Origin of the sequence: Kordia sp. (genome assembly GCF_050633145.1) — a bacterium.
GTDB lineage: Bacteria > Bacteroidota > Bacteroidia > Flavobacteriales > Flavobacteriaceae > Kordia.
This window is the reverse complement of sequence record NZ_JBOEFY010000022.1, coordinates 49151-75046: the sequence shown is the minus strand read 5'-3', so window position 1 is coordinate 75046 and position 25896 is coordinate 49151. Positions and strand designations below refer to the sequence as shown.

19 protein-coding genes are annotated in these 25896 nt (G+C 32.6%); 10 read left to right on the top strand and 9 right to left on the bottom strand.

Annotation, left to right across the window (positions count from 1 at the left end):
• Positions 1–49 precede the first annotated feature (49 nt).
• The 7 genes from ACRBBL_RS11350 (at position 50) to ACRBBL_RS11320 (ending at position 8382) form a co-directional block, all read left to right on the top strand.
• Complete coding sequence (locus tag ACRBBL_RS11350; protein WP_431369167.1) at positions 50–850, top strand: hypothetical protein; 801 nt, start codon at positions 50–52, stop codon at positions 848–850.
• A gap of 141 nt (positions 851–991) precedes the next feature.
• Positions 992–2848: a DNA topoisomerase IV subunit B gene (locus tag ACRBBL_RS11345; RefSeq protein ID WP_431369166.1), complete on the top strand. Its 1857-nt coding sequence runs from the start codon at positions 992–994 to the stop codon at positions 2846–2848.
• Between the two features lie 8 nt (positions 2849–2856).
• Positions 2857–3333: a hypothetical protein gene (locus tag ACRBBL_RS11340; protein WP_431369165.1), complete on the top strand. Its 477-nt coding sequence runs from the start codon at positions 2857–2859 to the stop codon at positions 3331–3333.
• A complete protein-coding gene (locus ACRBBL_RS11335) occupies positions 3333–5948 on the top strand; it encodes a DNA gyrase/topoisomerase IV subunit A (RefSeq protein ID WP_431369164.1) in 2616 nt (871 codons plus the stop codon). The genes ACRBBL_RS11340 and ACRBBL_RS11335 overlap by 1 nt, the downstream gene beginning before the upstream one ends.
• A gap of 402 nt (positions 5949–6350) precedes the next feature.
• The gene (locus tag ACRBBL_RS11330) at positions 6351–6758 is read left to right on the top strand and encodes a hypothetical protein (RefSeq protein WP_431369163.1); all 408 of its coding nucleotides are present in this window, start codon (positions 6351–6353) and stop codon (positions 6756–6758) included.
• A 373-nt stretch (positions 6759–7131) separates the two neighbouring features.
• Positions 7132–7293 carry a hypothetical protein gene (locus tag ACRBBL_RS11325; protein ID WP_431369162.1) on the top strand — a complete coding sequence of 54 codons (162 nt, stop codon included), beginning with the start codon at positions 7132–7134 and terminating at the stop codon, positions 7291–7293.
• A gap of 129 nt (positions 7294–7422) precedes the next feature.
• The gene (locus tag ACRBBL_RS11320) at positions 7423–8382 is read left to right on the top strand and encodes a sterol desaturase family protein (RefSeq protein ID WP_431369179.1); all 960 of its coding nucleotides are present in this window, start codon (positions 7423–7425) and stop codon (positions 8380–8382) included.
• 14 nt (positions 8383–8396) lie between these two features.
• On the opposite strand, the gene ACRBBL_RS11315 is transcribed toward ACRBBL_RS11320, so the two are convergent.
• The 8 genes from ACRBBL_RS11315 to ACRBBL_RS11280 form a co-directional block, all read right to left on the bottom strand.
• Positions 8397–8834 (bottom strand): hypothetical protein, encoded by a 438-nt coding sequence (locus tag ACRBBL_RS11315; RefSeq protein ID WP_431369161.1) that lies wholly within the window; start codon positions 8832–8834, stop codon positions 8397–8399.
• A gap of 81 nt (positions 8835–8915) precedes the next feature.
• Positions 8916–9641 (bottom strand): hypothetical protein, encoded by a 726-nt coding sequence (locus ACRBBL_RS11310; RefSeq protein WP_431369160.1) that lies wholly within the window; start codon positions 9639–9641, stop codon positions 8916–8918.
• Between the two features lie 176 nt (positions 9642–9817).
• Entirely contained in the window at positions 9818–10681 is an 864-nt protein-coding gene (locus ACRBBL_RS11305; RefSeq protein ID WP_431369159.1) for a GIN domain-containing protein, read from the bottom strand.
• Between the two features lie 156 nt (positions 10682–10837).
• A complete protein-coding gene (locus ACRBBL_RS11300; RefSeq protein WP_431369158.1) occupies positions 10838–11581 on the bottom strand; it encodes a response regulator transcription factor in 744 nt (247 codons plus the stop codon).
• A complete protein-coding gene (locus ACRBBL_RS11295; protein WP_431369157.1) occupies positions 11582–13621 on the bottom strand; it encodes a tetratricopeptide repeat-containing sensor histidine kinase in 2040 nt (679 codons plus the stop codon).
• A gap of 219 nt (positions 13622–13840) precedes the next feature.
• Positions 13841–14869, bottom strand: coding sequence for a hypothetical protein (locus tag ACRBBL_RS11290; protein ID WP_431369156.1), 1029 nt, complete (start codon positions 14867–14869; stop codon positions 13841–13843).
• 244 nt (positions 14870–15113) lie between these two features.
• Complete coding sequence (locus tag ACRBBL_RS11285; protein ID WP_431369155.1) at positions 15114–15530, bottom strand: thiol-disulfide oxidoreductase DCC family protein; 417 nt, start codon at positions 15528–15530, stop codon at positions 15114–15116.
• Positions 15531–16172: 642 nt separating this feature from the next.
• Positions 16173–17420, bottom strand: a complete 1248-nt coding sequence (locus ACRBBL_RS11280; RefSeq protein WP_431369154.1) for a mechanosensitive ion channel family protein — start codon at positions 17418–17420, stop codon at positions 16173–16175.
• Between the two features lie 258 nt (positions 17421–17678).
• Here ACRBBL_RS11280 and ACRBBL_RS11275 point away from each other — a divergent pair, with 258 nt between their 5' ends.
• Both ACRBBL_RS11275 and ACRBBL_RS11270 read left to right on the top strand, forming a co-directional pair.
• Positions 17679–19109: a pyridoxal phosphate-dependent decarboxylase family protein gene (locus ACRBBL_RS11275; RefSeq protein ID WP_431369153.1), complete on the top strand. Its 1431-nt coding sequence runs from the start codon at positions 17679–17681 to the stop codon at positions 19107–19109.
• A gap of 215 nt (positions 19110–19324) precedes the next feature.
• On the top strand, positions 19325–22126 hold the full coding sequence (locus ACRBBL_RS11270) for a triple tyrosine motif-containing protein (protein ID WP_431369152.1): 2802 nt from the start codon (positions 19325–19327) through the stop codon (positions 22124–22126).
• Positions 22127–22218: 92 nt separating this feature from the next.
• Here ACRBBL_RS11270 and ACRBBL_RS11265 read toward each other — a convergent pair whose 3' ends face one another.
• Entirely contained in the window at positions 22219–22389 is a 171-nt protein-coding gene (locus tag ACRBBL_RS11265) for a hypothetical protein (RefSeq protein WP_431369151.1), read from the bottom strand.
• A 344-nt stretch (positions 22390–22733) separates the two neighbouring features.
• On the opposite strand from ACRBBL_RS11265, the gene ACRBBL_RS11260 reads away from it, so the two are divergent.
• A complete protein-coding gene (locus ACRBBL_RS11260) occupies positions 22734–25835 on the top strand; it encodes a SusC/RagA family TonB-linked outer membrane protein (RefSeq protein WP_431369150.1) in 3102 nt (1033 codons plus the stop codon).
• Positions 25836–25896 lie beyond the last annotated feature (61 nt).

Sequence of the window (25896 nt, the reverse complement as noted above, 5' to 3'; positions counted from 1 at the left end):
GATACATTGTGATCGTACTTTTATGGTATAACCAAAAATCAATTTTACCATGAAAAAAATTACCGTAGTACTTAGTGCGTTTTTGTTATTATTTGTAGCAAATATAAACGCGCAACAAGCAGTTTTAGATGATTTAGATGAAACATTCGATTCTGCTGAAATCATTCGAATTGAGGCCAAAAGAGTCAAAGCAGCTTTAAAGACCTTAACTGTTGATTATTTAGTGAACAACAATGTAAATGCAGATGTGGCAACCTATCTTCAAATTATGGATGGAAGCATGGAAGTCGTAGAAGAATTCAGTGATGAAGTAATCTATTACATAGGACAAGCTGCGCAAGGGAATAGCAATATTGATCCTGCTAGCATTCAAAGCAAAGCCTCAACTATTGAAGGAAACGAAGACTTTGTGCGCAACAAAAGTGCTGAACTAGAAACTGCGATTCAACAAAACAATAGAAATACGGCACGCAGTTTAATTCGCGAAATCAGAAGTTTACTAAACAATCAAATTAACTTAGCAAAAGAAATTAAAACAGAAGCAACCGCATTCAAAGCAGTGGCAACTGTGTACAATGTTCGTATTGAGTTGGTTGATGAAAATTCTGGAGCTTCAGTTCCGGCAAGCACATTACCTGGATATGCTGCGACAAACCAAGATACAGGAGAAATTTTCTATACTGATTATTACAGTATTGACACTTTTGCAAACTTACCAGCAGGAACCTATCGTTTTGATGCGTATGATGGATATTTTGATGGTGCGTCAAGCGCGATTGTAACCTTAGATCCAAGCTTAATTGGAAGTGACGGATTTGTTGTAGTAACACTCAATTATTGGTCAGAATAAAGACAATATGTAGAGTAGCTACTAAAAAAGCGCAATATTCATAAAATATTGCGCTTTTTGTTGATTATTTTCATGCGTTCGAGTTTTATTTTTTCATAGTAAATAGTATATTAGCGTCAAACCCTAATAGCACTTCAATTCATGTTAGAAAACTCACAATATACCGAAGATAATATACGTTCATTAGACTGGCGCGAACACATCCGAATGCGTCCTGGAATGTACATCGGAAAATTGGGTGATGGCTCTTCTGCCGATGATGGTATTTATATTCTTGTAAAAGAAGTGCTTGACAATTCTGTTGATGAATTTGTCATGGGAGCCGGAAAAACAATTGAAGTCTCAATTCAAGGAACCAAAGTAATAGTGCGCGATTATGGTCGTGGAATTCCACTTGGAAAAGTTGTAGATGTAGTATCTAAGATGAACACAGGAGGAAAGTACGATTCTAGAGCATTTAAAAAATCGGTTGGACTAAACGGAGTTGGTACAAAAGCAGTAAATGCCTTATCTACTTATTTTAGAGTAGAATCGACTCGTGACGGAAAATCGAGTTCTGCTGAATTTGCTACTGGTGAATTAAAAGATCAAGAGTTTTTAGATGAAACATCACGTAGACGCGGAACCAAAGTAACGTTCATTCCAGATGAAACCATCTTTAAAAATTTCAAGTTTAGATCGGAATATGTGGCAAAAATGCTGCGTAATTATGTGTATCTAAACCCTGGATTGACAATTATTTTCAATGGAGAAAAATTCTTCTCGGAAAATGGACTAAAAGATCTTTTAGAAGATAATAACAACAAAGAAGACATGCTATATCCAATTATTCACTTAAAAGGTGATGATATTGAAGTAGCAATTACACATAGTAAAACACAATACAGCGAAGAATACCATTCGTTTGTGAACGGTCAGCATACCACTCAAGGTGGAACACACCAAGCTGCATTTCGTGAAGCCATTGTAAAAACAGTGCGTGACTTTTACGGAAAAAGCTACGAAGCTTCTGATATTCGTAAATCCATCATTTCTGCAGTAAGTATCAAAGTAATGGAACCAGTTTTTGAATCACAAACAAAAACAAAGCTGGGTTCTACAGAAATGGGAGGCGATTTGCCAACAGTTCGTACGTACATCAATGATTTTGTCGGTAAATATTTAGACAATTATCTACACAAAAACACAGATACAGCAGAGAAAATACAGCGTAAAATTCTGCAAGCAGAACGCGAACGTAAAGAACTCTCTGGAATTAGGAAACTAGCCAAGGAACGTGCTAAAAAAGCAAGTTTGCACAACAAAAAACTACGTGATTGTAGAGTGCATTTAGGCGATATTAAAAAAGATAGAAGACTGGAATCTACTTTATTCATTACTGAGGGAGATTCGGCTTCGGGTTCTATCACAAAATCACGTGATGTAAATACGCAAGCAGTGTTTAGTCTGCGTGGAAAGCCATTAAATTCGTATGCAATGTCAAAAAAGATTGTATATGAAAATGAAGAATTCAACCTTTTACAAGCTGCACTAAACATTGAAGAATCAATGGAAGACTTGCGTTACAACAATATTGTAATTGCAACGGATGCCGATGTTGATGGAATGCACATTCGTTTGTTATTAATTACGTTTTTCTTGCAATTTTTTCCAGAATTGATCAAAGAAGGACATTTATACATCTTACAAACGCCTTTATTTAGAGTTCGTAACAAAAAAGAAACCATATACTGCTATAGTGAAGCAGAAAGAATAGCCGCCATAAATAAGCTTTCTGGGAAACCAGAAATTACACGATTCAAAGGATTGGGAGAAATTTCACCTGACGAATTCAAACATTTTATTGGAGACGATATTCGTCTCGATCCTGTCATGTTAGACAGGGAAACTTCCATTGAAGAATTATTGCAATTCTACATGGGAAAAAATACCCCAAACAGACAAGAATTTATTATTAACAATTTAAAGGTAGAATTAGACCTTATTGAAGACAAATAGAAGGCTATATGCGGTTTAATAACGCAAAATCAAAAAAGTGGGTTCCATTTCTCTACTTTTTTCTAGGAATAGGAAGCATCTTAACGATGTTGTATATATTCCTTTTTCGAGAAGATTTCAATCAAGAAAAAATGTGGTATGCAGTTCCTGCATTGCTCGTTTTTATCATTGTTATCTTTTACAGTACAGCAAAATATTTTGAATTTGACAGTGATGGCAATGTGCTAACGTTTGTCAATAAGGGATTATTTATTTCAAATTTTATCAACTATCGTGAAAATAGAGCCGAATTTCCAAAAGAAAAACTCAAGCGATATCGCATACAAAACTATATATTATATAGCTTTTTGTATGTATATGTAAAATCGAAATCCAATCAAATAAAACGTGTGCGATTTAATATATCCTTACTGAGTACACGAAAAAAAAGAGCCTTAAAAAAATCGCTTGATAAAGTGATGAAGCATAACAATCAAATTTCTTAATGGAAGAACATAACGAAGAATTACATGCTGAAAATCAGCAACATGAAAACAATGCGCAAGAAACGATTACCAAAGTTACAGGAATGTACAAAGATTGGTTTTTGGATTATGCATCGTATGTTATTTTAGAAAGAGCGGTGCCAGCCATTGAAGATGGTTTTAAGCCTGTACAACGACGTATCATGCATTCAATGAAAGATTTGGATGATGGACGTTATAATAAAGTAGCCAATATTGTTGGACACACAATGCAGTATCATCCACATGGTGACGCCAGTATTGCTGATGCAATGGTGCAAATAGGTCAAAAAGACTTGCTAATTGATGCGCAAGGAAACTGGGGAAACATTCTCACAGGTGATCGTGCGGCAGCTTCTCGTTATATTGAAGCACGTTTGTCAAAGTTTGCATTGGACGTGGTTTTTAGCCCAAAAATTACAGATTGGCAACTTTCGTATGATGGACGTAAAAATGAACCTGTAAATCTTCCCGTAAAGTTTCCATTGTTGTTAGCACAAGGAGCAGAAGGAATTGCAGTAGGTTTATCGACCAAAATATTACCACACAACTTTTTGGAACTGATTGATGCTTCGATAAAGCATTTACAAGGAAAACGCTTCCAAATATATCCTGATTTTCCAACATCTGGAATTATGGACGTAAGCAATTATAATGATGGTTTGCGTGGTGGAAAAGTGCGTGTGCGTGCAAAAATTTCACAGCTTGAAAAAAATACCTTAGTCATTACGGAAATTCCGTTTGCAACCAATACAACATCGCTTATTGAATCGATCTTAAAGGCAAATGACAAAGGAAAAATTAAGATTAAAAAGATTGAAGATAATACGGCTGCCAATGTAGAAATACTAGTGCATTTGCCAAATAATATATCTCCAGATAAAACCATTGATGCACTATATGCATTTACCAATTGCGAAAGTTCTATTTCGCCGTTAGGATGTATCATTTATGACAATACACCTTTATTTATTGGTGTGTCTGAAATGTTGCGTCGTTCAACGGATCACACTGTGGTATTGTTAAAATCGGAGTTAGAAATACAACTAGCAGAATTACAAGAACAATGGCATTTTGCTTCGTTAGAAAGAATCTTTATCGAAAACAGAATCTATCGCGAAATAGAAGAAGAAGAAACTTGGGATGGCGTTATTAATGCAATTGACGAAGGTTTAAAACCACACATTACACATTTGAAACGTGCGGTAACGGTAGAAGACATTACACGTTTAACAGAAATTCGAATCAAGCGTATTTCTAAGTTTGACATCGACAAAGCGCAGCAAAAAATTGATGCTTTAGAAGAATCTATAGCACAAGTTCGACATCATTTAGCACATTTAATAGAATATGCAATTGATTATTTTACACGTTTAAAAACACAATACGGTAAAGGAAAAGAACGTAAAACTGAAATTAGAATCTTTGACGATGTAGATGCACGAAAAGTAATTATTCGTAACACAAAACTATATGTCAATAGGGAAGAAGGTTTCATTGGAACATCGCTCAAAAAAGATGAATATGTAACGGAATGTTCTGATATTGATGATATTATTGCGTTTACACGCGATGGTAAAATGCAAATCACAAAGGTAGATTCCAAAACATTCATCGGTAAAAATATCATTCACGTTGCCATTTTCAAGAAAAAAGACAAACGTACCATTTACAACATGGTGTATCGTGATGGAAAAAGTGGACCAAGTTATATAAAACGTTTTGCGGTAACTGGTGTTACACGTGGAAAAGAATACGATTTAACACGTGGAAATAAAGGTTCAATGGTTACATATTTTTCTGCAAACCCAAATGGAGAAGCAGAAATAATAACGGTTATGTTACGCCAAGCAGGAAGCATTAAAAAACTAAAATGGGATATTGATTTTGCCAATTTAGCCATTAAAGGTCGTGGTGTTAAAGGGAATCTCGTAACTAAGTATTCTATAAAACGAATAGAACTCAAAGAAAAAGGTGTTTCTACCTTAAAACCACGTAAAATATGGTTTGACGATACGGTTCAACGCTTAAATGTAGATGGTAGAGGAGAACTTATAGGTGAGTTTAGAGGAGAAGATCGTTTACTTGTTATCAATCAAAAAGGAGAACTAAAAACGATTCTTCCAGAATTGACAGCACATTTTGACAATACTATGATTGTGTTGGAAAAATGGAATCCTAAAAAACCAATTTCGGCTATTTATTATGATGGCGAAAAAGAACGTTATTACGTAAAACGTTTCTTAGTTGAAAATACTTCTAAAGTAGAACATTTTATTACCGATCATCCAAAATCACAATTGGAACTATTAATGACAGATTGGCGACCGATGGCAGAAGTTGTTTTTTATAAGCAACGAGGAAAAGATCAAAAACCAAATATGGAAGTGAACTTGGAAGAGTTTATTTCTGTAAAAGGAATCAAAGCACTTGGAAACCAGTTGACTTCAGATAAAGTACGACAAATTAATGCATTGGAATCGTTGCCGTACGAAGAAGAGCAAGAAGTATTGCCAGAAGATATTGAGGTTGTTGGAGAAGAAACGGTAAAAGGAGAAGGAGAGACTCCTGAGGATGGACAGATAGGATTGTTTTAGGATCGCTTGACTTCTACAGGCTCAGTCACCGCGCTTTTTTGAAATACACGAACATTGAGCGAGTTGAAATGTGGATCGCTTCACTTCGACAAGCTTAGTGCGAGCGCTTTCTGATCACTTCGCGTGTCTTTTAAATACTTTTATGTTTAAAATTAAACATTTATAATTTAGCATTTCAAAATGTCACTTCGAGTGATTTTTCTGTGAAAAATTGTATCGAGAAGTACTTCGAAGTAATTTGTTTCTACAACTATACAAGTTTTCCTTTGAATGAAAATCAACAATCGTAAATCAACAATCGTAAATCATAAATCCAACATCATATTAAACCTTTTTTCAATTCGTAGGTCTTACAAATAACGTCTAGACAAACACTTATTGATAACTTTAAAAAGGAATACTATGAGATTATATGCAACATTCATTTTAAGCGCCATTTTATTTATTGGATTGTCAAGTTTTGAGACTACAAATACAGAATCATTCGTTAAGACTTGGGAGAAGCTAGGAAGTAAAAAGGTAAGCTATAAGCTAGACAAAGACGTAATTCGCGTTGGAAAACACGAAGGAACGTTTAAAAAATTGAAATTAGTTGTTACCAAAGGATCACTAAACATGCATAGAATGGTGGTTCATTATGGAAATGGAACTTCAGAAGAAATCAAACTTAAACATACTTTTAACAGACGAAGTGATTCACGTATTATTGATTTGAAAGGACGTAACAGAATCATTAAAAAGATTACCTTTATTTACGATACTAAAAATTTATCGAGACGCAAGGCAACATTGCATGTGTATGGAAAGTAATTCCCTATCGTTAATTGTTATATAAATAAAAACCATTATACGCTTTAAATGTATAATGGTTTTTTATTGGTATATGTTAAAGAAGCAAGTTTAAACATCAAACTTCATAAAGTTTTCTCCTTTGTTAAATACAGAATCAATTTAATAATCAATTGATTTAAGAAAAGTGAATATTTGCTTATATAAGCCTTTAAAAGAAGGTTTTAAATGCGATGATGTCTACGTTATATTTCAATTTGTCAACCTTTACAATAACTTGTAAATATATATCGGGACTTACATTTGTATTGATGTTTATACCTACTTTCAAAAAACTAATGGCGCTGTCCGAAAAGCCATAATAGAGTAGGAATCACATCAAAAAACTAACATCATGTTAAAAAAAATTAAAAGCGTACAAAACGCAGAAACATTAAGCAAAGAGACACAAGCAAAAATCAACGGAGGAGTTATGATTTATTGTGACAGAGATTCCGATTGTCCACCAAATTGGGCATGTAGTGCAAACGGTTTTTGTTGTCCAAATCACTACTAACATTTGCTAGTTATTTTTAGGAAGCAAATCAAAGCGTCAATTCATTATTTTGGATTGGCGTTTTTTATTTATTTTTCATTTAGAGTTGTATTGTAAGGATTTTACTCTATATTGGAAAAAAATACAAAAATCGATTTTACAAACCCACTTGTATACGGAGTACCTTGCTTTTTAGGACTGATTGCATTAGAATATACCTATAGTAAACACGGTAAGAAAGAAAAAAAAGAGCTTTATAAATCGAAAGATTTAGCAGCTAGCATTACCATGGGAATTGGCTCCGTTGTTTTGGCGCCTTTAACCAAAACGATCGCAGCAATTGTTCTCTTTAATTTTATTTACGAATTATTTAATCCAATAATTGACGGTGTTCGAACCAATATTATGGGTTGGGAATCGTTTGGATATGCTTGGTATGTTTGGCTTCTTTGCCAACTCGCAGATGACTTTAGCTATTATTGGTTTCACAGACAAAATCATAACATTCGTATTTTATGGGCTGCACATGTTGTTCACCATTCATCAGATCAATTTAACTTAGGAACTGCTGTACGAAATGGCTGGTTTACTATTTTCTACAAGCCATTTTTTTATATGTGGATTCCTGCGATTGGTTTTCCTTCAGAAATGCTCATTGTTTGCTTAGGAATTGAAGCTTTATGGCAATTTCAATTGCATTCGGTATACGTGCCTAAATTAGGAATTTTAGAAAAAATATTCAATACACATACGATGCATCAAGTACATCATTCTCAAAATATTGAATATATGGATAAAAATCATGGTGGATTTTTAAACATCTTCGATAAAATGTTTGGAACATGGAAAGCGCTTGATGAAAATATTAAAATCAAATACGGTGTGACACATCCGCCAAATTCGTATAATCCTTTGGTCATACTAACACATGAATACAGAGATATATGGAAAGATGTTAAGAAATCTAAGAATTGGTATCACAAGTTTATGTATGTCTTTGCGCCGCCAGGTTGGAGTCATGATGGAAGTACATTAACCATCAAACAATATAGAAGACAACTTAAAAAAGGACTTATAACTACTGATTCAACTGTTTTAGTAAAAAGTTGACGTGCTCATTCATATTAGGCAAATCCAAACAATTTCTTTAATCTACGATAACCATTCCAAGAGCAACTTCCGTCATTTGCAATGCGTTCTACGTTATTGTAAGTTACTAGGTAACTATCTACAGTAGTGCAACCATAATTTCCTTGTCTAGCCAGTTGCTTTTCAAAAGTTCTGGTTTTTTTTAGAAAATTGCTATCAAGTTCTTTTTTCTCACCATTAAAAATAACGTAATACGTGTTATTTTCTCGCTGAAATGTCATCGTTTCTTTTGTATTATGAAAACATCCTGTTGATGAATAGTGAATGGTGAATTGTTCTCCATCTTGCAATGTGTCTATAAAAGGCACTATGGTTTTGGAAGTTTTTGTTGTAGCTGAATCGTTATTTTGTGTTTGTGCATAATTCAGCATGACTGAAAAGCATAACAAACAACATAGATATATTTTTTTCATAATTTGATTAATTTTGATGAACTAAAACTACAAAAACTAGCTATAAAACGGAACAATGAATGCGTAAACTGATAGTTTCATTTAGTTAACGGTCGTATTTCCATAGAAAGCCATTTCAAAAATGAGCAATGGCAAGATCCATTTTTCTTCATTCAAACTTGGAGAACAATGTAATGATAGGAGTGAAGTCCCCAAATTCAGCTCTTCAAAAATGTGTGAGACAGAAGAAGTCTTTTCAACAGCATCATACAATGGCGCAATTTTAATGCTTGCGATATCGCGTTTATGTATTACCAATACATATTCATTGTCTTGATTTACAGAACGTTTTGCGTGTCCAATTCGTTTCTTATCCGCATCATACAATATTCCTGATTTGTCCCAAGAACCTAACAAAGTATCATCGCAAAACAGTGTAATATCTGAACCTTGAAATTCGTACACAAACTCTTGTTTCTTTGTAATTGCAATTAATTGTCCTTTTGTATTCATGCCGCGTTCTACACGTTCAAAAGCTACAATTGGTTTTTGATGTTTGGTATATAAATAGCCAGTTATATTGATGCTTCTAACTTCTGCCAAACGCTCAAACGTCATTGCATTTGTGATTTGAAGATACAATTCGTCTTTGTATGGTAAGAGTTTTTTACGCTTCTTCAATAGTGTTTGTCGCAGTTTCTTGCGTTCTTCTTCTAGAAATTCTTGTGTTTTTACATCTTTCGATTTTTTCAATACAAACGAAATCAGCACAATAAACACAAAGACTACGAGCGTAATCAAAATAATCATGATGGTGAAAAAGTCCATGTAAGCAGTAATTTTATATGTGCTAAAGATACGTCTTTACGAGGAGTTTACGACGAAGTAATCTGTTCCTTCAAAAACAAATAGCTTCATTACATTTCAGTAATAAAAAACTTTTTGATGAGACCCTGAATCAATACTAAATCAAGTTTAGTACATGGTTTTGGGTGATGAATTGATTAAAAAATTCGCTTCAAAAAGCTTTTGTTTGCTTCGCTAATCTTACGTAAAACCGCTTCTTCTTCAAATTTATACATTATTATGGATTTTGGACTCCCTAACAAGTCAATTTCTGAACGATCGTGCGCATCAATCGTAATCTTATCTGAGCAATTCAGTACTACTTTTGCTTGTTCGGTAGCAGTCACGTGGATTTCTTTAACTGTAAATTCATGTGCGATGAATTCTCCTTTTTCTTTCACTTCTAAGTACAATACATCAGTTTGTCCTTTCAGTTGTACTTCTCCAAATTCCACTTGCGAAGTTACTTTGGAGGCAGTTATATTCGCTTCAATCTCTGCATCTTCAAAAGCTGTAACAATTAATTCGCGTGTAGTAATTTCATAGCGTTGCTTTGTTTTTCCAAAACCGTTAATTGCAAGGGAATCGCTCATAATTCTCAAATCCATTTCTGCTTTATCCATCACATTAATCTCTGCTTTATCGATCGTTAAAGTAGTGGCAGATTTGAATTCGGCTTCATTTTCTGCATGAATACGTTTTAAATCCTTAGAAATAGTCACGTAAATTTCCAATTTCTTACTACTACGAATTTGTTTTGAGGTAGAAATACTCAGTGTTCCATCTATTACATCAATATTAAAAATCTCGTGTAGGTTTTCGTCTGCAATCACTTCTACTTTTGGAGTTTCGCCATTTAGTAAGACAATTTCGAGTTCTTCTTTCACTTCCAAAGTTGTAAACGGATCAATTTCATAAATCACCGTTGTGACTTCTCTATTACCTTTAATCTTTTCTTTTTTCTGTGCGAACGTGCTCAGTGTTACAAAAAGACAAAGAGCTGTTATTATATGTTTTTTCATGTTCTTTCGGTTTTTACGATATAAAAATACTATTTCAAGAACTCTAAAAAGAATGCGTTTCTTACTTTTTAGCGAAAAGTATACCAAGTGTAGATTTTTTGGGTAAATGGTTTAAATAATGAAATTTTAAGAAAAAAAATGTTTTGTACCGTGGATTCAAATTGGATTTTGTCTGTTCCTATAATCTTTGGCTGTGATATTAGAGTTTTTTTTGAATGCATTGCAAAAATTACTGTAGCTATTAAAACCTAACTCAAAAGCAATTTCGTTAATAGGAATATTTGTTTCTGCGAGTAACACTTTCGATTTTTCAATTTTTCGAGAAAGAATATATTGATAAGGTGATACATGTAAATATTTTGTAAAAAGTTTCATAAAATGATGTCTTTTCCATGTTGTCTTTGAAGCAAGTTCTTCAATTTTTAATTTTTCATGAATATTTTCATTTATATAACTAATTACTTCTCTTAATCTGTAAGGAATATGATCTTCAGTAGCATTCTCACTTCTGTTACTATCTATTTCTCTATGCTTATAGTTGTTTAGAATAATAGAAACAGTACTTGTAATATCCACTTCTTTAAAAGGCTTTACAATATAGCCGTATGGGCGTGTTTCATTAACTCTGTCAAGAACTGTTTTATTTGTGTAAGAAGTGATGTATAAATAAGGTACGCTATCTTTTTCTAATAGATATTTGCCAAGATCGACTCCATCTTTTTTTGTATTCAAATTAATATCTATTAATATTAGTGATATAAATTGTGTTTCAACACAAATTATGGCTTTCTCAATAGAGTTACAGGTACATACGTTATAACTCTGCTGTTCTAAGATTGTTTTTATATGCATAGCTATTAAAGCTTCATCTTCAACGACTAGAATGGTAGGTTTTCTCATTTAAGATAAGGTTAAGTTTTTAAATTGAATTTTATATTGGGTTCCTAAGTTATTTTTTACATCTAATGTTCCTTTTATTTGTATAACTAGTTGCTTTACTAATTCTAGACCAAGTGTAGTTTTTGAAGTTTGATTATTAAAAAATCCGATGCCATTATCATTAATTTCAAGTTGATAATCTGTGTCATTTAGATGTTGTAAGTTTAATTCAATGATTCCTTTTTTTCGTTCTTTGAAGGCGTGTTTGTAGGCATTATTAATCAATTCATTAATAATTAAACCTAGAGGAATTGCGGTTTGAATATCAAAATAGACTTTTCCAATTTTCGTTTGTAATTGAATATTTTGTGTTGGATTTTTATTTGAGGCAAGAATCGATTTTTTTAAACTTTCTACGTATTCATTAAAATTTACTTTACTCAGGTTATTGGTTTGATATAAATTTTCATGAATAAGTGCCATAGAAACAATTCTAGTTTGACTTATATCTAAAAAGTCATCCATATTAGATCCTTTTTGTTTGGATTGTATGTACAACAAACTCATTACTAATTGTAAATTATTCTTTACTCTATGATGAATTTCTTTTAGTAATATTTCTTTTTCTTTAATAGAATCTTCGAGATCAATATTATTTTTCGCTATAATATTATTTTTCTTTTTTGAATTAATATTGATTTTTATGAAAGTGAATATGAGTATACAAGTTATAACAAGAGAAAACGTTATAATGAAGATATAATCTTTTTGCTTAGAAATTTTAATGTCCTTTTTTAATTGTGAAATTTGAAGACTTTTTATTTTATTATCCTTTTCAGTAACTTCAAAATCTACCTGTAACTCACGAACTTTATCCTCATTAATTTTAGCATCATACGCTTCTTTTAAGGAAGCCTGTTTTTTATGGAAATAAAGTGCTTGCTCAAAATTTTTATTCTTTATTTCTATTTTAGATTTTGTTAAAAAAACAGATTGCTTTGTTTTGGAAACATTAGAAGAATCTAGTAAGCTTAGCGCTTTGTCATTATTAAATTTAGCTTTTTCTAATTGATTTATTTTTAAATAACAATTTGCTAGTAGATTATAATATTCAATATTGAACTCAAAAAAAGGATTGCCTTTTGAAATTAACTTTAAATTTTTGATAGCCAAATCATATTTATACAATTGATAATAAGTGTCCGCTATGATATAGGTATTATAGTCATTTACATTTTTAGGTTTATAAATGGATGGACTTCTATTATTTAGTAAAATTCGTAAAGCTTTTTTATGTTTGCCCATTTTATTGAGAACAACCGCTTTTTCAATATTTACATCTACATTTTCTTCATTGGTATTTGCTAAATCTAAATACTCAATAGATTTATCGAGTTCACCTAAATCAGTGTAAATAAATGCCATATACAGATAAAGTTCTGATTTATTTTTGTTATTTGAAGAGTCTTTATCATAATAAAACAGTGCTTTTTTATATAGATTTAATGAATTATCAAGTTTACCTTCATAGTAGTTTATAAGTCCTAAAAGGCGAAAAAAACTTCCTGTTTCGGTATTTAAATTTTGCTTTATGGCTAATCGTAAACTTGTATTGATTATTTCTTTAGCCTCTGTATACTTAGAAAGATTCATGAAGGCATTTGCTAAGTAATACTGAGTCTTTAAGAAATATACAGTATCCTTAACTTTTAAAAATATAGAAGCTGCTTTTTTTGCAGTTTCGACTCTATCTTTTCCTAAATCTTCATTAATATGAATTAGATGGTAATGATACAGACCAATGCCTCTTTCATAATCATTTTTTTTAGAAAGCTCAACTAAATGATCATTGTAAAATATAAGTGTATCTAAGCTCTTTTTCCTGTAGGCTTCACAAAGTAAATTACAAATGTTAATTTTAGAAACTGCATTTTTCTCACTTTTAAAAACTCGTAATAAACTATCAATTCTATTTACATTAGTACTTATTTGCGAATAAGTATTTAATATAGAGAAAAATAGTAATAATAAGTACAATCTTTTAGTAGGTTTAATATTCACTTTATTTGTTTTGGGCTTTTCAAATGTACGATGGATACAGAGTATATATCTTACTGTTATATCGTAAAAATCTTAGTGTTTTATCTTACTTTTATAGGTTTTGTTTAATGATTTTCAGTGATATACAAGAAATCGTTAAACAAAAAAATCTGACTAAAAATGATTAGCCAGATTTTAGATATGAAATATAAACTTTGGAGCGTAGTATTTCAATTTTCATTAATCAATAATATAAGCTGCTACTCTGAATTCATGCGATAAGTGCTCTTTTACTACAATGGTATGATACATTCCAGGTTGTGCATAATTATCATTAAAAGCATTAACATTTACCTTTCGTTTATCCATATAACCTCCGTGAGGTCCGAAACCAACCTCTATTCCTACAGCATAATTTCCTCTAAATTTGATTGGAAATTTCCACTCGGTTTGTACTGGAACCCATCTTTCTTCGAGTTGATATCTAACAGATTTTCCATTTGGAACATGTACCTGTGGAAAATAGAAATTTTCTGAAAAAGATTTTTCATTAGTGTATGTATAAGAAGCTCCTAAAGTAACTGCTACAGAAGCTTCACCTTCGGCAACAAATGGTATTCCTATAGAACCTCCAGCCGTGACAGTAGAACTTGCTTCAACGGTAAATGAGTGAGAAGATGACTGAGCAGTTGTAATCCAAACTTGCCCAGCAGCATGATTATTTGGATGAACTTGAGCACTTACACCAGAAACTCTTTTCCATAATGAGAAACCAGTATTTTGGCTTACATCTCCTTGGCCATAAAATTGAAATTCTGGAGTTGATGGATTACTGATATCTGACCAATAATTTCCCCATCCATACTTATCTGAATTATTTGGTCCTAAGGAAACAGACACTACTCCCCAATGACTAATTGGTAATCCAAAATTTGGTCCTGTGTAGCCTGAAAAATACTCATCAGTAACTACGTTAAATACTTGATTATCTGCAATACCTACGGCTCTAACCTCATTTTTTGTAATTCGTTTCCAAGGAGTTGTTGCTGTTAAGGTTGTAGGCCTTGATTTTCCTAATTCTTCAATAGTCTTACCAAATTTGTATGTTTCAGAAACAGCATTTGGTTTTACTTTTGACAAATCTAAGTCGTCATCAACTTCAGTAGTCACTATTGAATCTTCCTCTGCTAAATCACCTTTTTCACAACTTGTAATAAAGAAAAAAGAGATTAAAATTAATGCTGCTATACAGCTGTTATTTTTTTTCATTGTTAATAATTTTTATAGGTTATTATTTATTTACAACAAAATTAAACGCTAGAAAAAAAGTGATCTATCGATTAGTAATTTCAACTATTGATTTGTGGTATTATTGAAGTAATAACATCATATTGTATGGTATTCCAATAATTGATATATGGTTTATGAGTTTCTTTTTGATGGAGAAACCGTAGTTAATTTTTGAGAAATAGAACTCTATTGTAGAAATGTGGTAAATACCATGTGAGTTGCATTATAAAAACTTCCCACGTTCCGCAGCAGTCGGCATTCTACAAGTATCTTTTTGTCCAAACCACTTATAACGGTATTTGGCAACGATATTATACCCAAAATCATTAATGAATTTAGGTAAAATACGAAAGACTTGCAACAACTTCCATGCGCCGCCAAATTCGTTTAAAATACGGAATGCTGCCGAAGATTTGTGGTAATAGGTCTTTTCTGGTACATACAAAATCACAGAGTCTAGTTGGGAAGTATCCAATTGCAAATGTTCCTGTATCGCGACACCAATTTCTGACTGCAAAGACGCAAAACGAAACACATCCTTTTTATCATGTGCAATGATCTTATCGACAAAGCCGTTGCATAAGTTGCAAACTCCGTCAAACAATACAATCTTCTTATCTTTTGGTAAGGTATCAATCATTTTTTTGCTGTTTCAAACAGTGTTGCAAAGATACGATAATGAAATTTTAAATTATAAATGTTGAATTTTAAATTTAAAAGTAGTTTCAAAAATGAATTGTGCTATGATTTAGACAGATTACTTCGTCATGCTTCCTCGTAATGACGTTTCAAAGAAAGAGTATTGAGATATTAGTATTGAGTATTGAGAAGTTTCAAACGTCACTTCGAGTGGCAAATCTCCGATTTGTTGTATCGAGAAGTACTATGATTTCAAAATTATTAATTATTCAACATTTCTCGTTTCAAAGTACTTCTCGATACATTTTTTATGTCAGCTTCGCACAATAAAAAACACTCGAAGAGACGGCTTTAGGAGTGTTTATCTGTTAATTTGAAGCGATATACAAAGAACGAATCAACGCTTCGACAAGCTCAGTGTAAACAATAAAAAAATTACTAGTTTAGATTTTGAAATAGACTGGAAGTACCTAATACAACCGACAACGGAGCAAGGCGACCAACCCACAACATAGTTTATTATACTATGAAATAAACTGGAAGTAAGTAAATTTACCCAACACCCAACACCCAACACCCAACACCCAACAACAGGAGCAAAGCGACAAATCCAAAAGCAAAGCGCGTCTAAAAATCTAACAATCTAAGAGCCTTGTGAGTCTATAGCCAATTCATAAAGTTCCAAATTAAAGTAAGGAAGTGCTGCCAACAAATGGTCAAAGATATCGCCCATAATGTATTCGTAGTTTTTCCAGACTTTATCTGTGCTAAACGCATAAATTTCCAACGGAATTCCTTGTGGGGTTTGTGCCAACTGACGACTCATAATAGTCATATCTTTATTAATGGCAGGATGCGTGTGTAAATACGATTCCACATACTTACGAAACACACCAATATTGGTCATATTTCTTCCGTTTATTAGTAATGATTTATCAATATCATGTGCTGAATTGAACTTCGAAATAGTGTCCTGACGTTCTTTTAAATACTCAGAAATCAACTGAATTTTCTTAAAAGATTTAATCTCTTTATCACTTACGTAATGAATACTTTGTGCTTTGATAATAATAGCGCGTTTTATACGTCTTCCGCCAGATTCGTCCATTCCGCGCCAGTTTTTAAACGAATCCGAAATCAATGCATAGGTTGGAATGGTTGTAATTGTTTTATCAAAATTCTGCACTTTTACAGTTGCCAAGCTAATTTCTACTACATCACCATCGGCGCCGTATTTTTCAATCGTAATCCAATCGCCAATACGAACCATATCGTTTACGGCAACTTGAATACTTGCTACAAAACCAAGAATTGTATCTCTAAAAATTAATAGAATAACTGCCGATAAAGCTCCTAAAGTCGTCACAAACGCAATAATGGATTTTCCCGTAAGGATGGAAAAACACAAAATAATTCCGACCGACCACACAAAAATCATAAAAACTTGAATGTAACTATCAATCGGTTTGTCTTTAAACGCATTTAAAGTCTTTAAGAAATCGCGTAAAGAATTTAGAATACTACGAATCACTCTAATAACAAGGATTACCAAGAAAATATCGATCACGATTAAAAAACTATGTTCAAAATTGGGGAAATGTTGAAATAGGTGTGGAGTCGCTTGTTCAATCAAAAACACAGGAAACAAATGCGCTACATTTTTCGGCGTTTTATTCTTGATCAGAAAATCGTCAAAATTACTCTTTGTCTTTGGTGCTAAGCGATGTGCCAACGCAATCAACAAACGTCGCATGATATAATCTAAAATAAAAGCCAGTAGTGCAACTGCTATAATACCTGCGATTAAGTTTAGGTAAATTGCAGTTTCTTCACTAAATTTTTTAAATATCAAAAAATCATATACAATACGAAATAATTCTTGTGCATTCATAAAAAATAATATTTGCTACAAAGATACTGAATCAAATTCAACACGGGCTTCTCAAAACAAACTTAAACACTAGTGTTTGTATCTCTTTTAGTACAAATGAGATTGTAAAAACGTTTTTTGTAATACAATAAACAAACAGTTTCAAAACAATTTGTTTCATATCGGTAATTGGGGAACTTATTCAGTATCTTAAGAGTAAAAAGTTACTTCTTTTAAGTACTTTTGCAAAAGATTTCAAAAAAGAAAAATAGACAAAAAATGAAGAACGTAATTAACGCGACATTGAGTCTCTCAAAAGAGGAAATGCGTGAATACGGATATCAAATTATAGATCATATTGTAGCGCATTTTGATACGCAAGAAGAGAAAAATCCTGTAGCAATGGCTTCTCGAAAAGATATGGAAGCATTATTAATGGAAGAAGTTCCTTTGGAAGCTACAAATGCGCAAGCTGTGTTAAATGATGTGATGGAAAAAATTATGCCAAATAGCACGATAGTTTCACACCCTAAATCATATTCGTTTGTGCCAGGACCAAGCAATTATATTAGTACAATGGCAGATACATTGGCTACTGGTTTCAATATATTTTCTGGCGGTTGGGCAGCATCTCCTGCCGCCGCAGAGTTGGAGATTATAACGATAGGTTGGCTGGTTGAAATGTTTGGATTTCCAACTGAAAAAGGAGGTGGCTTGTTTACAAGTGGCGGTTCTATGGCAAACTTAACTGCTTTGGTAACGGCTAGAAGAGTAAAATGTGGCGATGATTTTTCAAAAGCGGTGATTTACTTATCCGATCAAGCACATTCCTCAAACATAAAAGCAATTCGAGTATTAGGTTTTAAGAAAGAACAAATTCGAATTATTCCTACTGACATCGAATTTAAAATGGCAGTGAACAAACTTAAAAATGCTATTGCAAAAGATCGGTTAGAAGGTTTGCATCCTTTCTGTATTATCGCTTCCGCGGGAACGACTAATACAGGAACAGTAGATCCGTTAGACACCATTGCCGATATATGCAAAACAGAAGATATGTGGATGCATGTGGATGGTGCGTATGGTGGTGCAGCTATATTAGGAACACACGGAAAAGAATTACTAAAAGGAATAGAAAAAGCAGATTCTTTAACGGTAGATCCGCACAAATGGTTTTACCAACCGTATGAAATGGGTTGCTTGATAGTGAAGAATCACAAATGGTTGAGCGAAACGTTTACTGAAAAACCAGAATATTTACGCGATGTAGAAGGAAATGAATCTGAGATCAACTTCTACGATCATGGAATTCAGTTAACACGTCGTTTTAGAGCTTTAAAATTTTATATGTCTGTCAAAACATTTGGGCTAAATTCATTTAAAGCTGCGGTACAATACAATTTAGAACTAGCAGAAAAAGTAGAAGGTATATTGCGAAAAAGTGCTAAGTGGGAAGTAATTTCTCCAGCAACTTTGGCTGTTATTAATTTTAGATACAATCCTATTGGGAAAAACTTCTCAGAAAAGAAATTGGATGCGTTGAACCAAGAAATATCAAAACAAGTCATTGGTTCTGTTGAAGCATTGTTAGTAACAACGGTATTGCAAGGACAAGTTGTATTGCGAATGTGTTTAATAAACCCAAGAACAACATTGCAGCACGTACAAGAAACATTAGACTGCTGTGAAAAAATAGCAGCTACTTTATAATATTGTATAAACAATTTCTATAACCACAAAAGCTCGTTTTCTAGTAAGACGAGCTTTTTGTTATTATATTCACTTGTAGTTTGTATGATGAACTTTATGTTTTGTATATAAATATAGTAGACTAATGATTATTTTAGAAAGATTATACAGTACATAAACTATTAAAATCAAAAAAATAATACTAAATTTAGACTCAAACCCAAACCAATTCATTTTTGCGAACCCTAATTAATGTATTCTTAGTATTCTTTTTAAGTTTTTCCTTTGCACAGGAATTACCTCCTATTATTAACTACACACCCAAAATATACAAAGCGGACAACCAAAACTGGATGATCTCGCAATCTGATGATGATTGTATTTATGTAGCAAACAACAAAGGTTTATTAGAATTTAATGGTGCGCAATGGAAATTGTACAAATCTCCAAACGAAACCATTATGCGTTCGGTAAAAGTAATTGATGACCGCGTGTATACAGGTTGTTATATGAACTTCGGATATTGGAAACGCAATGATACAGGTACTTTGGAATATGTATCATTGACGGATGAGTTGAAGGTTGAAATGGAAGAAGACGAACAGTTTTGGCAAATTATTGAACTGGATAAATGGGTGCTTTTTCAATCTTTAGATCGAATTTATATTTATGATACTATTGATAATTCGCTAAAAATAATAAGTGCAGACCGTATAATTACAAAACTATATAAGGTTGAAGACGAATTGTTCTTTCAAGTACTTGATGAAGGTTTGTATAGTATAGAAAATGGCGCGAAAAGACTTGTAAGCGATAATGCCATTTTACGCAAGAGTAGGATTGTAGGACTCTTTCCGAGAGGAAATCAAAAAATAATTGTTACGCGTGATGCTGGCTGGTTTACTTTTGATGAAGATGGACTAACGGCGATTCAATTTCCATATCAAGAAAAATACAATCAAAAAAGTATCTATACTAGTATACAATTATCTGATGGTAGTTATGTATTAGGAACAATAGCCAAAGGTATTTATCATATTTCTGCAGATGGTGAATTCCGCTACCGAATAGACCAATCTAGCGGTTTGGGCGATAATACAGCACTTTCACTATTTGAAGATAGTAACGGAAATGTTTGGACTGGTTTGGATAACGGAATTAACTGTATCAATACAAAAGAACCTTTTAAATACTTTGCCGATCAAATTGGTCGCATAGGTACTATTTATGCTTCTGTAATTCACGAAGGATATTTGTATTTAGGTACAAATCAAGGGTTATTTTATAAACAAGCAAGTAGTAGAGAAGATTTTAAATTTATAGAAGGCACAAAAGGGCAAGTTTGGTGTTTACGTGTTATTAATAATGAATTATTTTGTGGGCATGATTCTGGAACGTTTCTCATAAAAAAAGGAGAACAAGAACGAATAGCTGCTATTCAAGGTACTTGGGATATAAAAACTATTCCTGGAAAGCAAAATCAAATCATTCAAGGAAATTATGACGGTTTGTATGTGCTAAATAAGCAAAATAATGTTTGGAAGTTGGATTATAAACTGAAAGGATTCCATATTTCATCTAAGCATTTTGAATGGGCAACACCAACAAAAATCTTGATGAATCATGAATATAAAGGAGTGTATGAGCTTACGCTAGATGAAAATCATAGAGAAGTAACAAAGTTTACCAAAAATACTACGATTCAAAAAAGTGCAAACACAAGTTTGGTTCAATTTGATGGAAATATATACCAAGCCAATAAAAATGGAATATTTAGATTTGATGAAACTACAAATAGCTTTCAGAAAGATGAAATATTAAGTTCCATCTTTGAAAATGACGACTATACTTCGGGAAGGCTCATTGTAGATAATGTTGGATATTTATGGGCTTTTACAAATAATTACATCAATTATGTGACAAAAGAAAGGCTTGACGGTAATTTTAAAGTACAACGAATTGCCATTCCACAATCGTTGCGTAATGAAATGAAAGGGTATGAAAACATATCGCATCTTACAGGTAAAAACTATCTCTTAGGAACTTCCAATGGTTACATTACAATCGATTTAGCCAATATCAATTCTAAAGAATATGAAATCAAAATTAATTCAGTAATCAATGGTTCGCTTGCAGGTGGTCATCATAAAGTTGCTTTACAAGTTGAAGATCAAGAATTTAATGCCAAAGAAAACTTCCTAGCGTTTATGTATAGCATTCCAGCTTATAACAAATACGAAGTTTCTGAATATTCATACAAGTTAGAAGGTTTATATAATGAATGGAGTGAGTGGAGTACAAAATCGGACATTTCTTTTGAAAACTTACCACATGGAAGTTATGAATTTAAAGTACGCGCACGCATCAACAACCAAACTACAGCAAATACCGCAGTGTATGCATTTACAATAAACAGACCTTGGTATTTATCAAATTTAGCTATTGCTATATATGTTATTTTAACCGTTTTATTGTTTACTGCAATCAATAGTTTCTATAAAAGGTATTACAAAAAGCAACGTGAACGCTTACTAGAAAAGAAAACTCGTGAATTGGCTTTAAAAGAATTAGAAGCGCAAAAAGAAATCATTCAACTAAAAAACACTCAATTAAATACAGATATTGAATCTAAAAATCGTGAATTGGCAATTGCAACCATGAACATGATTAAAAAGAATGAGACATTAAACAGTATCAAACAAGAATTGCAAAAACAAAAAACAGATACGCAAGGTGTAAAACCAGTAATTCGATTAATTGATAAGAACATTAACAATGCAGAAGATTGGAAGTTTTTTGAAGAAGCCTTCAATCATGCAGACAAGGATTTCTTTAAAAAGGTAAAAGAGCTACATCCGCAACTTACAGCAAACGATCTTCGTTTATGTGCATACTTGCGTTTAAACCTTTCTTCCAAAGAAATTGCACCTTTATTAAATATTTCTGTGAGAAGTGTAGAAATAAAGCGTTATCGCTTACGTAAAAAGATCAGTCTTGCACGTGAGATCAATCTGAATGATTATTTCTTAAACTTATAATTCTATCATTATTAAATAACAACAAAAAAATAAGCTACAATACATTTTGCATTGTAGCTTATTAAACAAAGTTTTTTAAAACTATTTAAAGACTATGCTGTAATAGTAGTTGGGCATTCTGGCTGCGTTTTTGCGCCTCCACACCCTTGTTGACCTGAACGCTCTTCAATTGGAGCTCTAAGTCCTCCATTAATAGCAGGAAGCTCATTTAATTTTAAAATAGATCTTTTGTTTAAATTTAATCTCTTTACTGATTTTTTCATGATTTAAAGTTTTAAATTAATAATACTATAAAGTTAACCTAAATAGAACCTAGGAAAGAAAATATAGGCATACACGGTTACAGCATATTAAAAAATACCATAACATTTTAAAAAAACACTACAACATTACCACAACAACAACGTTGTAGTGCCTTATTTTAGGCTTCAGTAGCTCTTTTTTTTTAAATTTTTCACAGTTACGAATAACGTACAGTTAAAGGGCTTAAGCTGCTAATTATGCAATAGAAGTGTAAAAAAAATAACATGTATGTTTTTTGTATAGGTGTTTTTTAAGGATTCGTTAACAATAGTGAATACATTGTGTTCAACAAAAAATCAACTATATGAACCGCTATTTAATCATCCTTGCACTTATGCTCTCCTCAATTTGGAGCTACGGGCAAAACTTTGAAATTAAAGGAAAAGTGCTGGAGGAAGGAACCAACATGCCGCTCCCAGGCGTAAACGTACTAATAAAAGGTACCAATCAAGGAACAGCTACAGACTTTGATGGATTATTTTCTTTAAAAAATGTACCTACAGGAAGTACACTAGTATTTACTTCTATTGGATATACACCTCAAGAGGTTGTAGTTACTTCAAACAATGAACTAACCATTACAATGAAGGAAGATTCAGAGTCATTAGAATCTGTTGTTGTAATTGGGTATGGAACTCAAAAAAAGAAAGAAGTTACAGGTGCTGTAAGCATTATTGATGCAAAAGCAATTGAAAAACTAAATCCAGTTAGGGTAGAGCAAGCACTGCAAGGTCAAGTTGCCGGTGTAAATGTAACTTCCAATTCAGGTTCACCTGGTAGTGGATCTAATATTAGAATACGTGGTATTACTACAAACGGTGATAACGCTCCTTTAATATTAGTAGATGGAAATAGAATAACAGATTTATCAGTTATAAATCCAAACGATATTAAAACTATAAATGTATTAAAAGATGCTACTGCCGGTATTTATGGAGTTCAGGCGGCAAATGGAGTTATCTTAATAACAACAAAATCTGGAAAAGCAAATACAGAATTAAAATTCCAATTTGATACATATACTGGTTTTCAAACTACAAGTAGTAAAATAGATTTACTTACTGCAAGAGATTTTGCTATTTATGTAAATGATGCAGCAGATAATACAGAGTTTTTTGTATATCCTAGCCAAGGAACAGATTGGCAAGACGAAGTTTTTGAAAATGCAAGCATTAGCAATGTCAACTTTAGTGGTAGTGGAGGTACTGAAAAATCTGCTTACGGATTTGGTATTTCATATCTAAATCAAGACGGTATTGTTGGTGGTAGTAAAAATAACTTCGAACGATTAACTGCTAGAATAAATTATCAATATGATATTTTAGATAATTTAAAACTTACAGCAAACGGATTGCATACAATATCAGAAAAACAAAACCTTCAAGAAGGCGGAATTGGAGCAGTATTGTATAATGCGGTAAATATAAATCCAACAATGTCTGTAAGAGATGAAAATGGCGCTTTTGCACTTGCAAATGATATTTCTCAAATTGAAATTATTAATCCAGTAGCACAGATAGAAAATACCTTTAATACTAGTAGAGTATCTAAATTTAGTGCTGTAATAGGGTTAGATTATACGTTTTTAAAGAACTTTAAAGCAAGTTCTAAATTTCAAATCAATCATGCCAATGTGCGTGATGACGTTTTTAGACCAGAAGTATTTTATGGAAATGGTAAAGCTGCCAATTTTGGTGATATAAATGATGATAATATTAGTAATTTTATTGTTGATTTTGGAGCTGATTATGATGATTTTACTTGGGATAATTACATTTCATACGACAACACTTTTAATGACACACACAATCTTACAGTACTTTTAGGAACATCATTATATAGAAACAAAGGATTCTTTTATGGTTTTACTGGAGCAACAGAAACAGGAACAAACCAAGAAGGTCAATCTATTAACGACATAGGAATGGTTGTAGAACCACGTTTCAACGATGCAGCAGTCGAAAATGGTGCAGAATGGTTCGATGTACGTTTATCTTCACTTTTTACAAGACTACAATACAATTACAAAGAAAAATACCTATTATCTCTAGTACTACGTAGAGATGTATCTTCTCAATTCTCTTCTGTAGATGATAACAATGTTGGGTACTTCCCATCAGGTTCTATTGGATGGAATGTTACTGAAGAATCATTTTTAGAAGAGGTTACTTGGTTAAACAGCTTAAAATTAAGAGGAAGTTACGGTATTATTGGTAACGACAAAATTCCAAGTTTCGCATACATTACAAGATTAAACGGACAGGCTACTATTGATCCAGGAAATATTACAGATATCAGCGGATTAGTTTTTGGTAGTGCGCCAGGAGAATTAGGAAACCCAAATCTAAAATGGGAAGAGCAAGAAACTGCAAATATTGGTGTTGATGTACGATTACTAGATAGTAAATTAAGCTTATCAGCAGATATATATCGTAAACAAACAAAAGATTTATTAATAAGACCACAAGCTTCTGCGGTTCTTGGTACTACAGCACCAGGATCTGCCTCTCCAATTGTGAATGCAGGTACGGTTGAAAACAAAGGTTTTGAATTTGTAATAAATTACAATGACAACATTTCTGATGATTTTAAATTTAACATCGGCTTTAATTTTACAACAATAGAAAATGAAGTTGTATCTTTAAATGGAAGGATTCCTCCTGTAGGCGGAGATTTTGGAGTAGGATTAGGAATCACAGATGTTACACGTATGATACCTGGATTACCATTAGGACATTACTACGGATATCAAACAAATGGTTTATATCAAACCCAAGCTGAAATTGATGCTTTAAACGCAACAGCTCCTTCTGGTACGTACAGTACTGTAGGTGATATTGTTCCTGGAGATTTAAGATTTGTAGATACCAACGGAGATGGCGAAATAACACCAGAAGATAGAACAAATATTGGTGATCCGATACCAAACATTACGATGGGATTAAATATTGGTTTTACCTATAAAAACATAGATTTTAGTGCCAATGCCTTTGCATCTATCGGTAATGATATGGTGAGAGATTATGAGCGTAAAGATTTATATGCTAACAGAGGAGTCTATATGTTAGAGCGTTGGCAAGGATCTGGGACAAGTAACTTTGTACCAAGAGCAAGCTCTGGAGCTTCAGTAAATACAGACGTCTTTTCAGACTTTTTTGTAGAAGATGCTTCATTCTTACGATTACAAAATGTACAAGTAGGATACACATTTGGCGATGGCTTCAATTCTAGTTTCGGAATCGATAAACTTAGAATATATGTTTCAGGAAATAACTTATTAACTATTACTGATTATTTGGGTTACGATCCTTCAGCAAATACAGGTGCTCCTTTAGGAGGAGGAATCGATAAAGGTTTTTATCCAGTAGCATCATCATACTTATTAGGAATTAATTTAAACTTTTAATCGTCATGAAATTAGCCATGACAAGTTTAGAGGCTACTCTAAATGATAATTGGCAAATTCC

Bases quoted from the DNA above. Each gene is read 5' to 3' on its own strand.
- ACRBBL_RS11330 (WP_431369163.1), top strand. From the start codon at position 6,351: ATGAGATTATATGCAACATTCATTTTAAGCGCCATTTTATTTATTGGA.
- ACRBBL_RS11340 (WP_431369165.1), top strand. From the start codon at position 2,857: ATGCGGTTTAATAACGCAAAATCAAAAAAGTGGGTTCCATTTCTCTAC.
- ACRBBL_RS11345 (WP_431369166.1), top strand. From the start codon at position 992: ATGTTAGAAAACTCACAATATACCGAAGATAATATACGTTCATTAGAC.
- ACRBBL_RS11280 (WP_431369154.1), bottom strand. From the start codon at position 17,420: ATGAATGCACAAGAATTATTTCGTATTGTATATGATTTTTTGATATTT.
- ACRBBL_RS11350 (WP_431369167.1), top strand. From the start codon at position 50: ATGAAAAAAATTACCGTAGTACTTAGTGCGTTTTTGTTATTATTTGTA.
- ACRBBL_RS11310 (WP_431369160.1), bottom strand. From the start codon at position 9,641: ATGGACTTTTTCACCATCATGATTATTTTGATTACGCTCGTAGTCTTT.
- ACRBBL_RS11300 (WP_431369158.1), bottom strand. From the start codon at position 11,581: ATGAGAAAACCTACCATTCTAGTCGTTGAAGATGAAGCTTTAATAGCT.
- ACRBBL_RS11290 (WP_431369156.1), bottom strand. From the start codon at position 14,869: ATGAAAAAAAATAACAGCTGTATAGCAGCATTAATTTTAATCTCTTTT.
- ACRBBL_RS11285 (WP_431369155.1), bottom strand. From the start codon at position 15,530: ATGATTGATACCTTACCAAAAGATAAGAAGATTGTATTGTTTGACGGA.
- ACRBBL_RS11335 (WP_431369164.1), top strand. From the start codon at position 3,333: ATGGAAGAACATAACGAAGAATTACATGCTGAAAATCAGCAACATGAA.
- ACRBBL_RS11325 (WP_431369162.1), top strand. From the start codon at position 7,132: ATGTTAAAAAAAATTAAAAGCGTACAAAACGCAGAAACATTAAGCAAA.
- ACRBBL_RS11305 (WP_431369159.1), bottom strand. From the start codon at position 10,681: ATGAAAAAACATATAATAACAGCTCTTTGTCTTTTTGTAACACTGAGC.
- ACRBBL_RS11275 (WP_431369153.1), top strand. From the start codon at position 17,679: ATGAAGAACGTAATTAACGCGACATTGAGTCTCTCAAAAGAGGAAATG.
- ACRBBL_RS11315 (WP_431369161.1), bottom strand. From the start codon at position 8,834: ATGAAAAAAATATATCTATGTTGTTTGTTATGCTTTTCAGTCATGCTG.
- ACRBBL_RS11260 (WP_431369150.1), top strand. From the start codon at position 22,734: ATGAACCGCTATTTAATCATCCTTGCACTTATGCTCTCCTCAATTTGG.
- ACRBBL_RS11265 (WP_431369151.1), bottom strand. From the start codon at position 22,389: ATGAAAAAATCAGTAAAGAGATTAAATTTAAACAAAAGATCTATTTTA.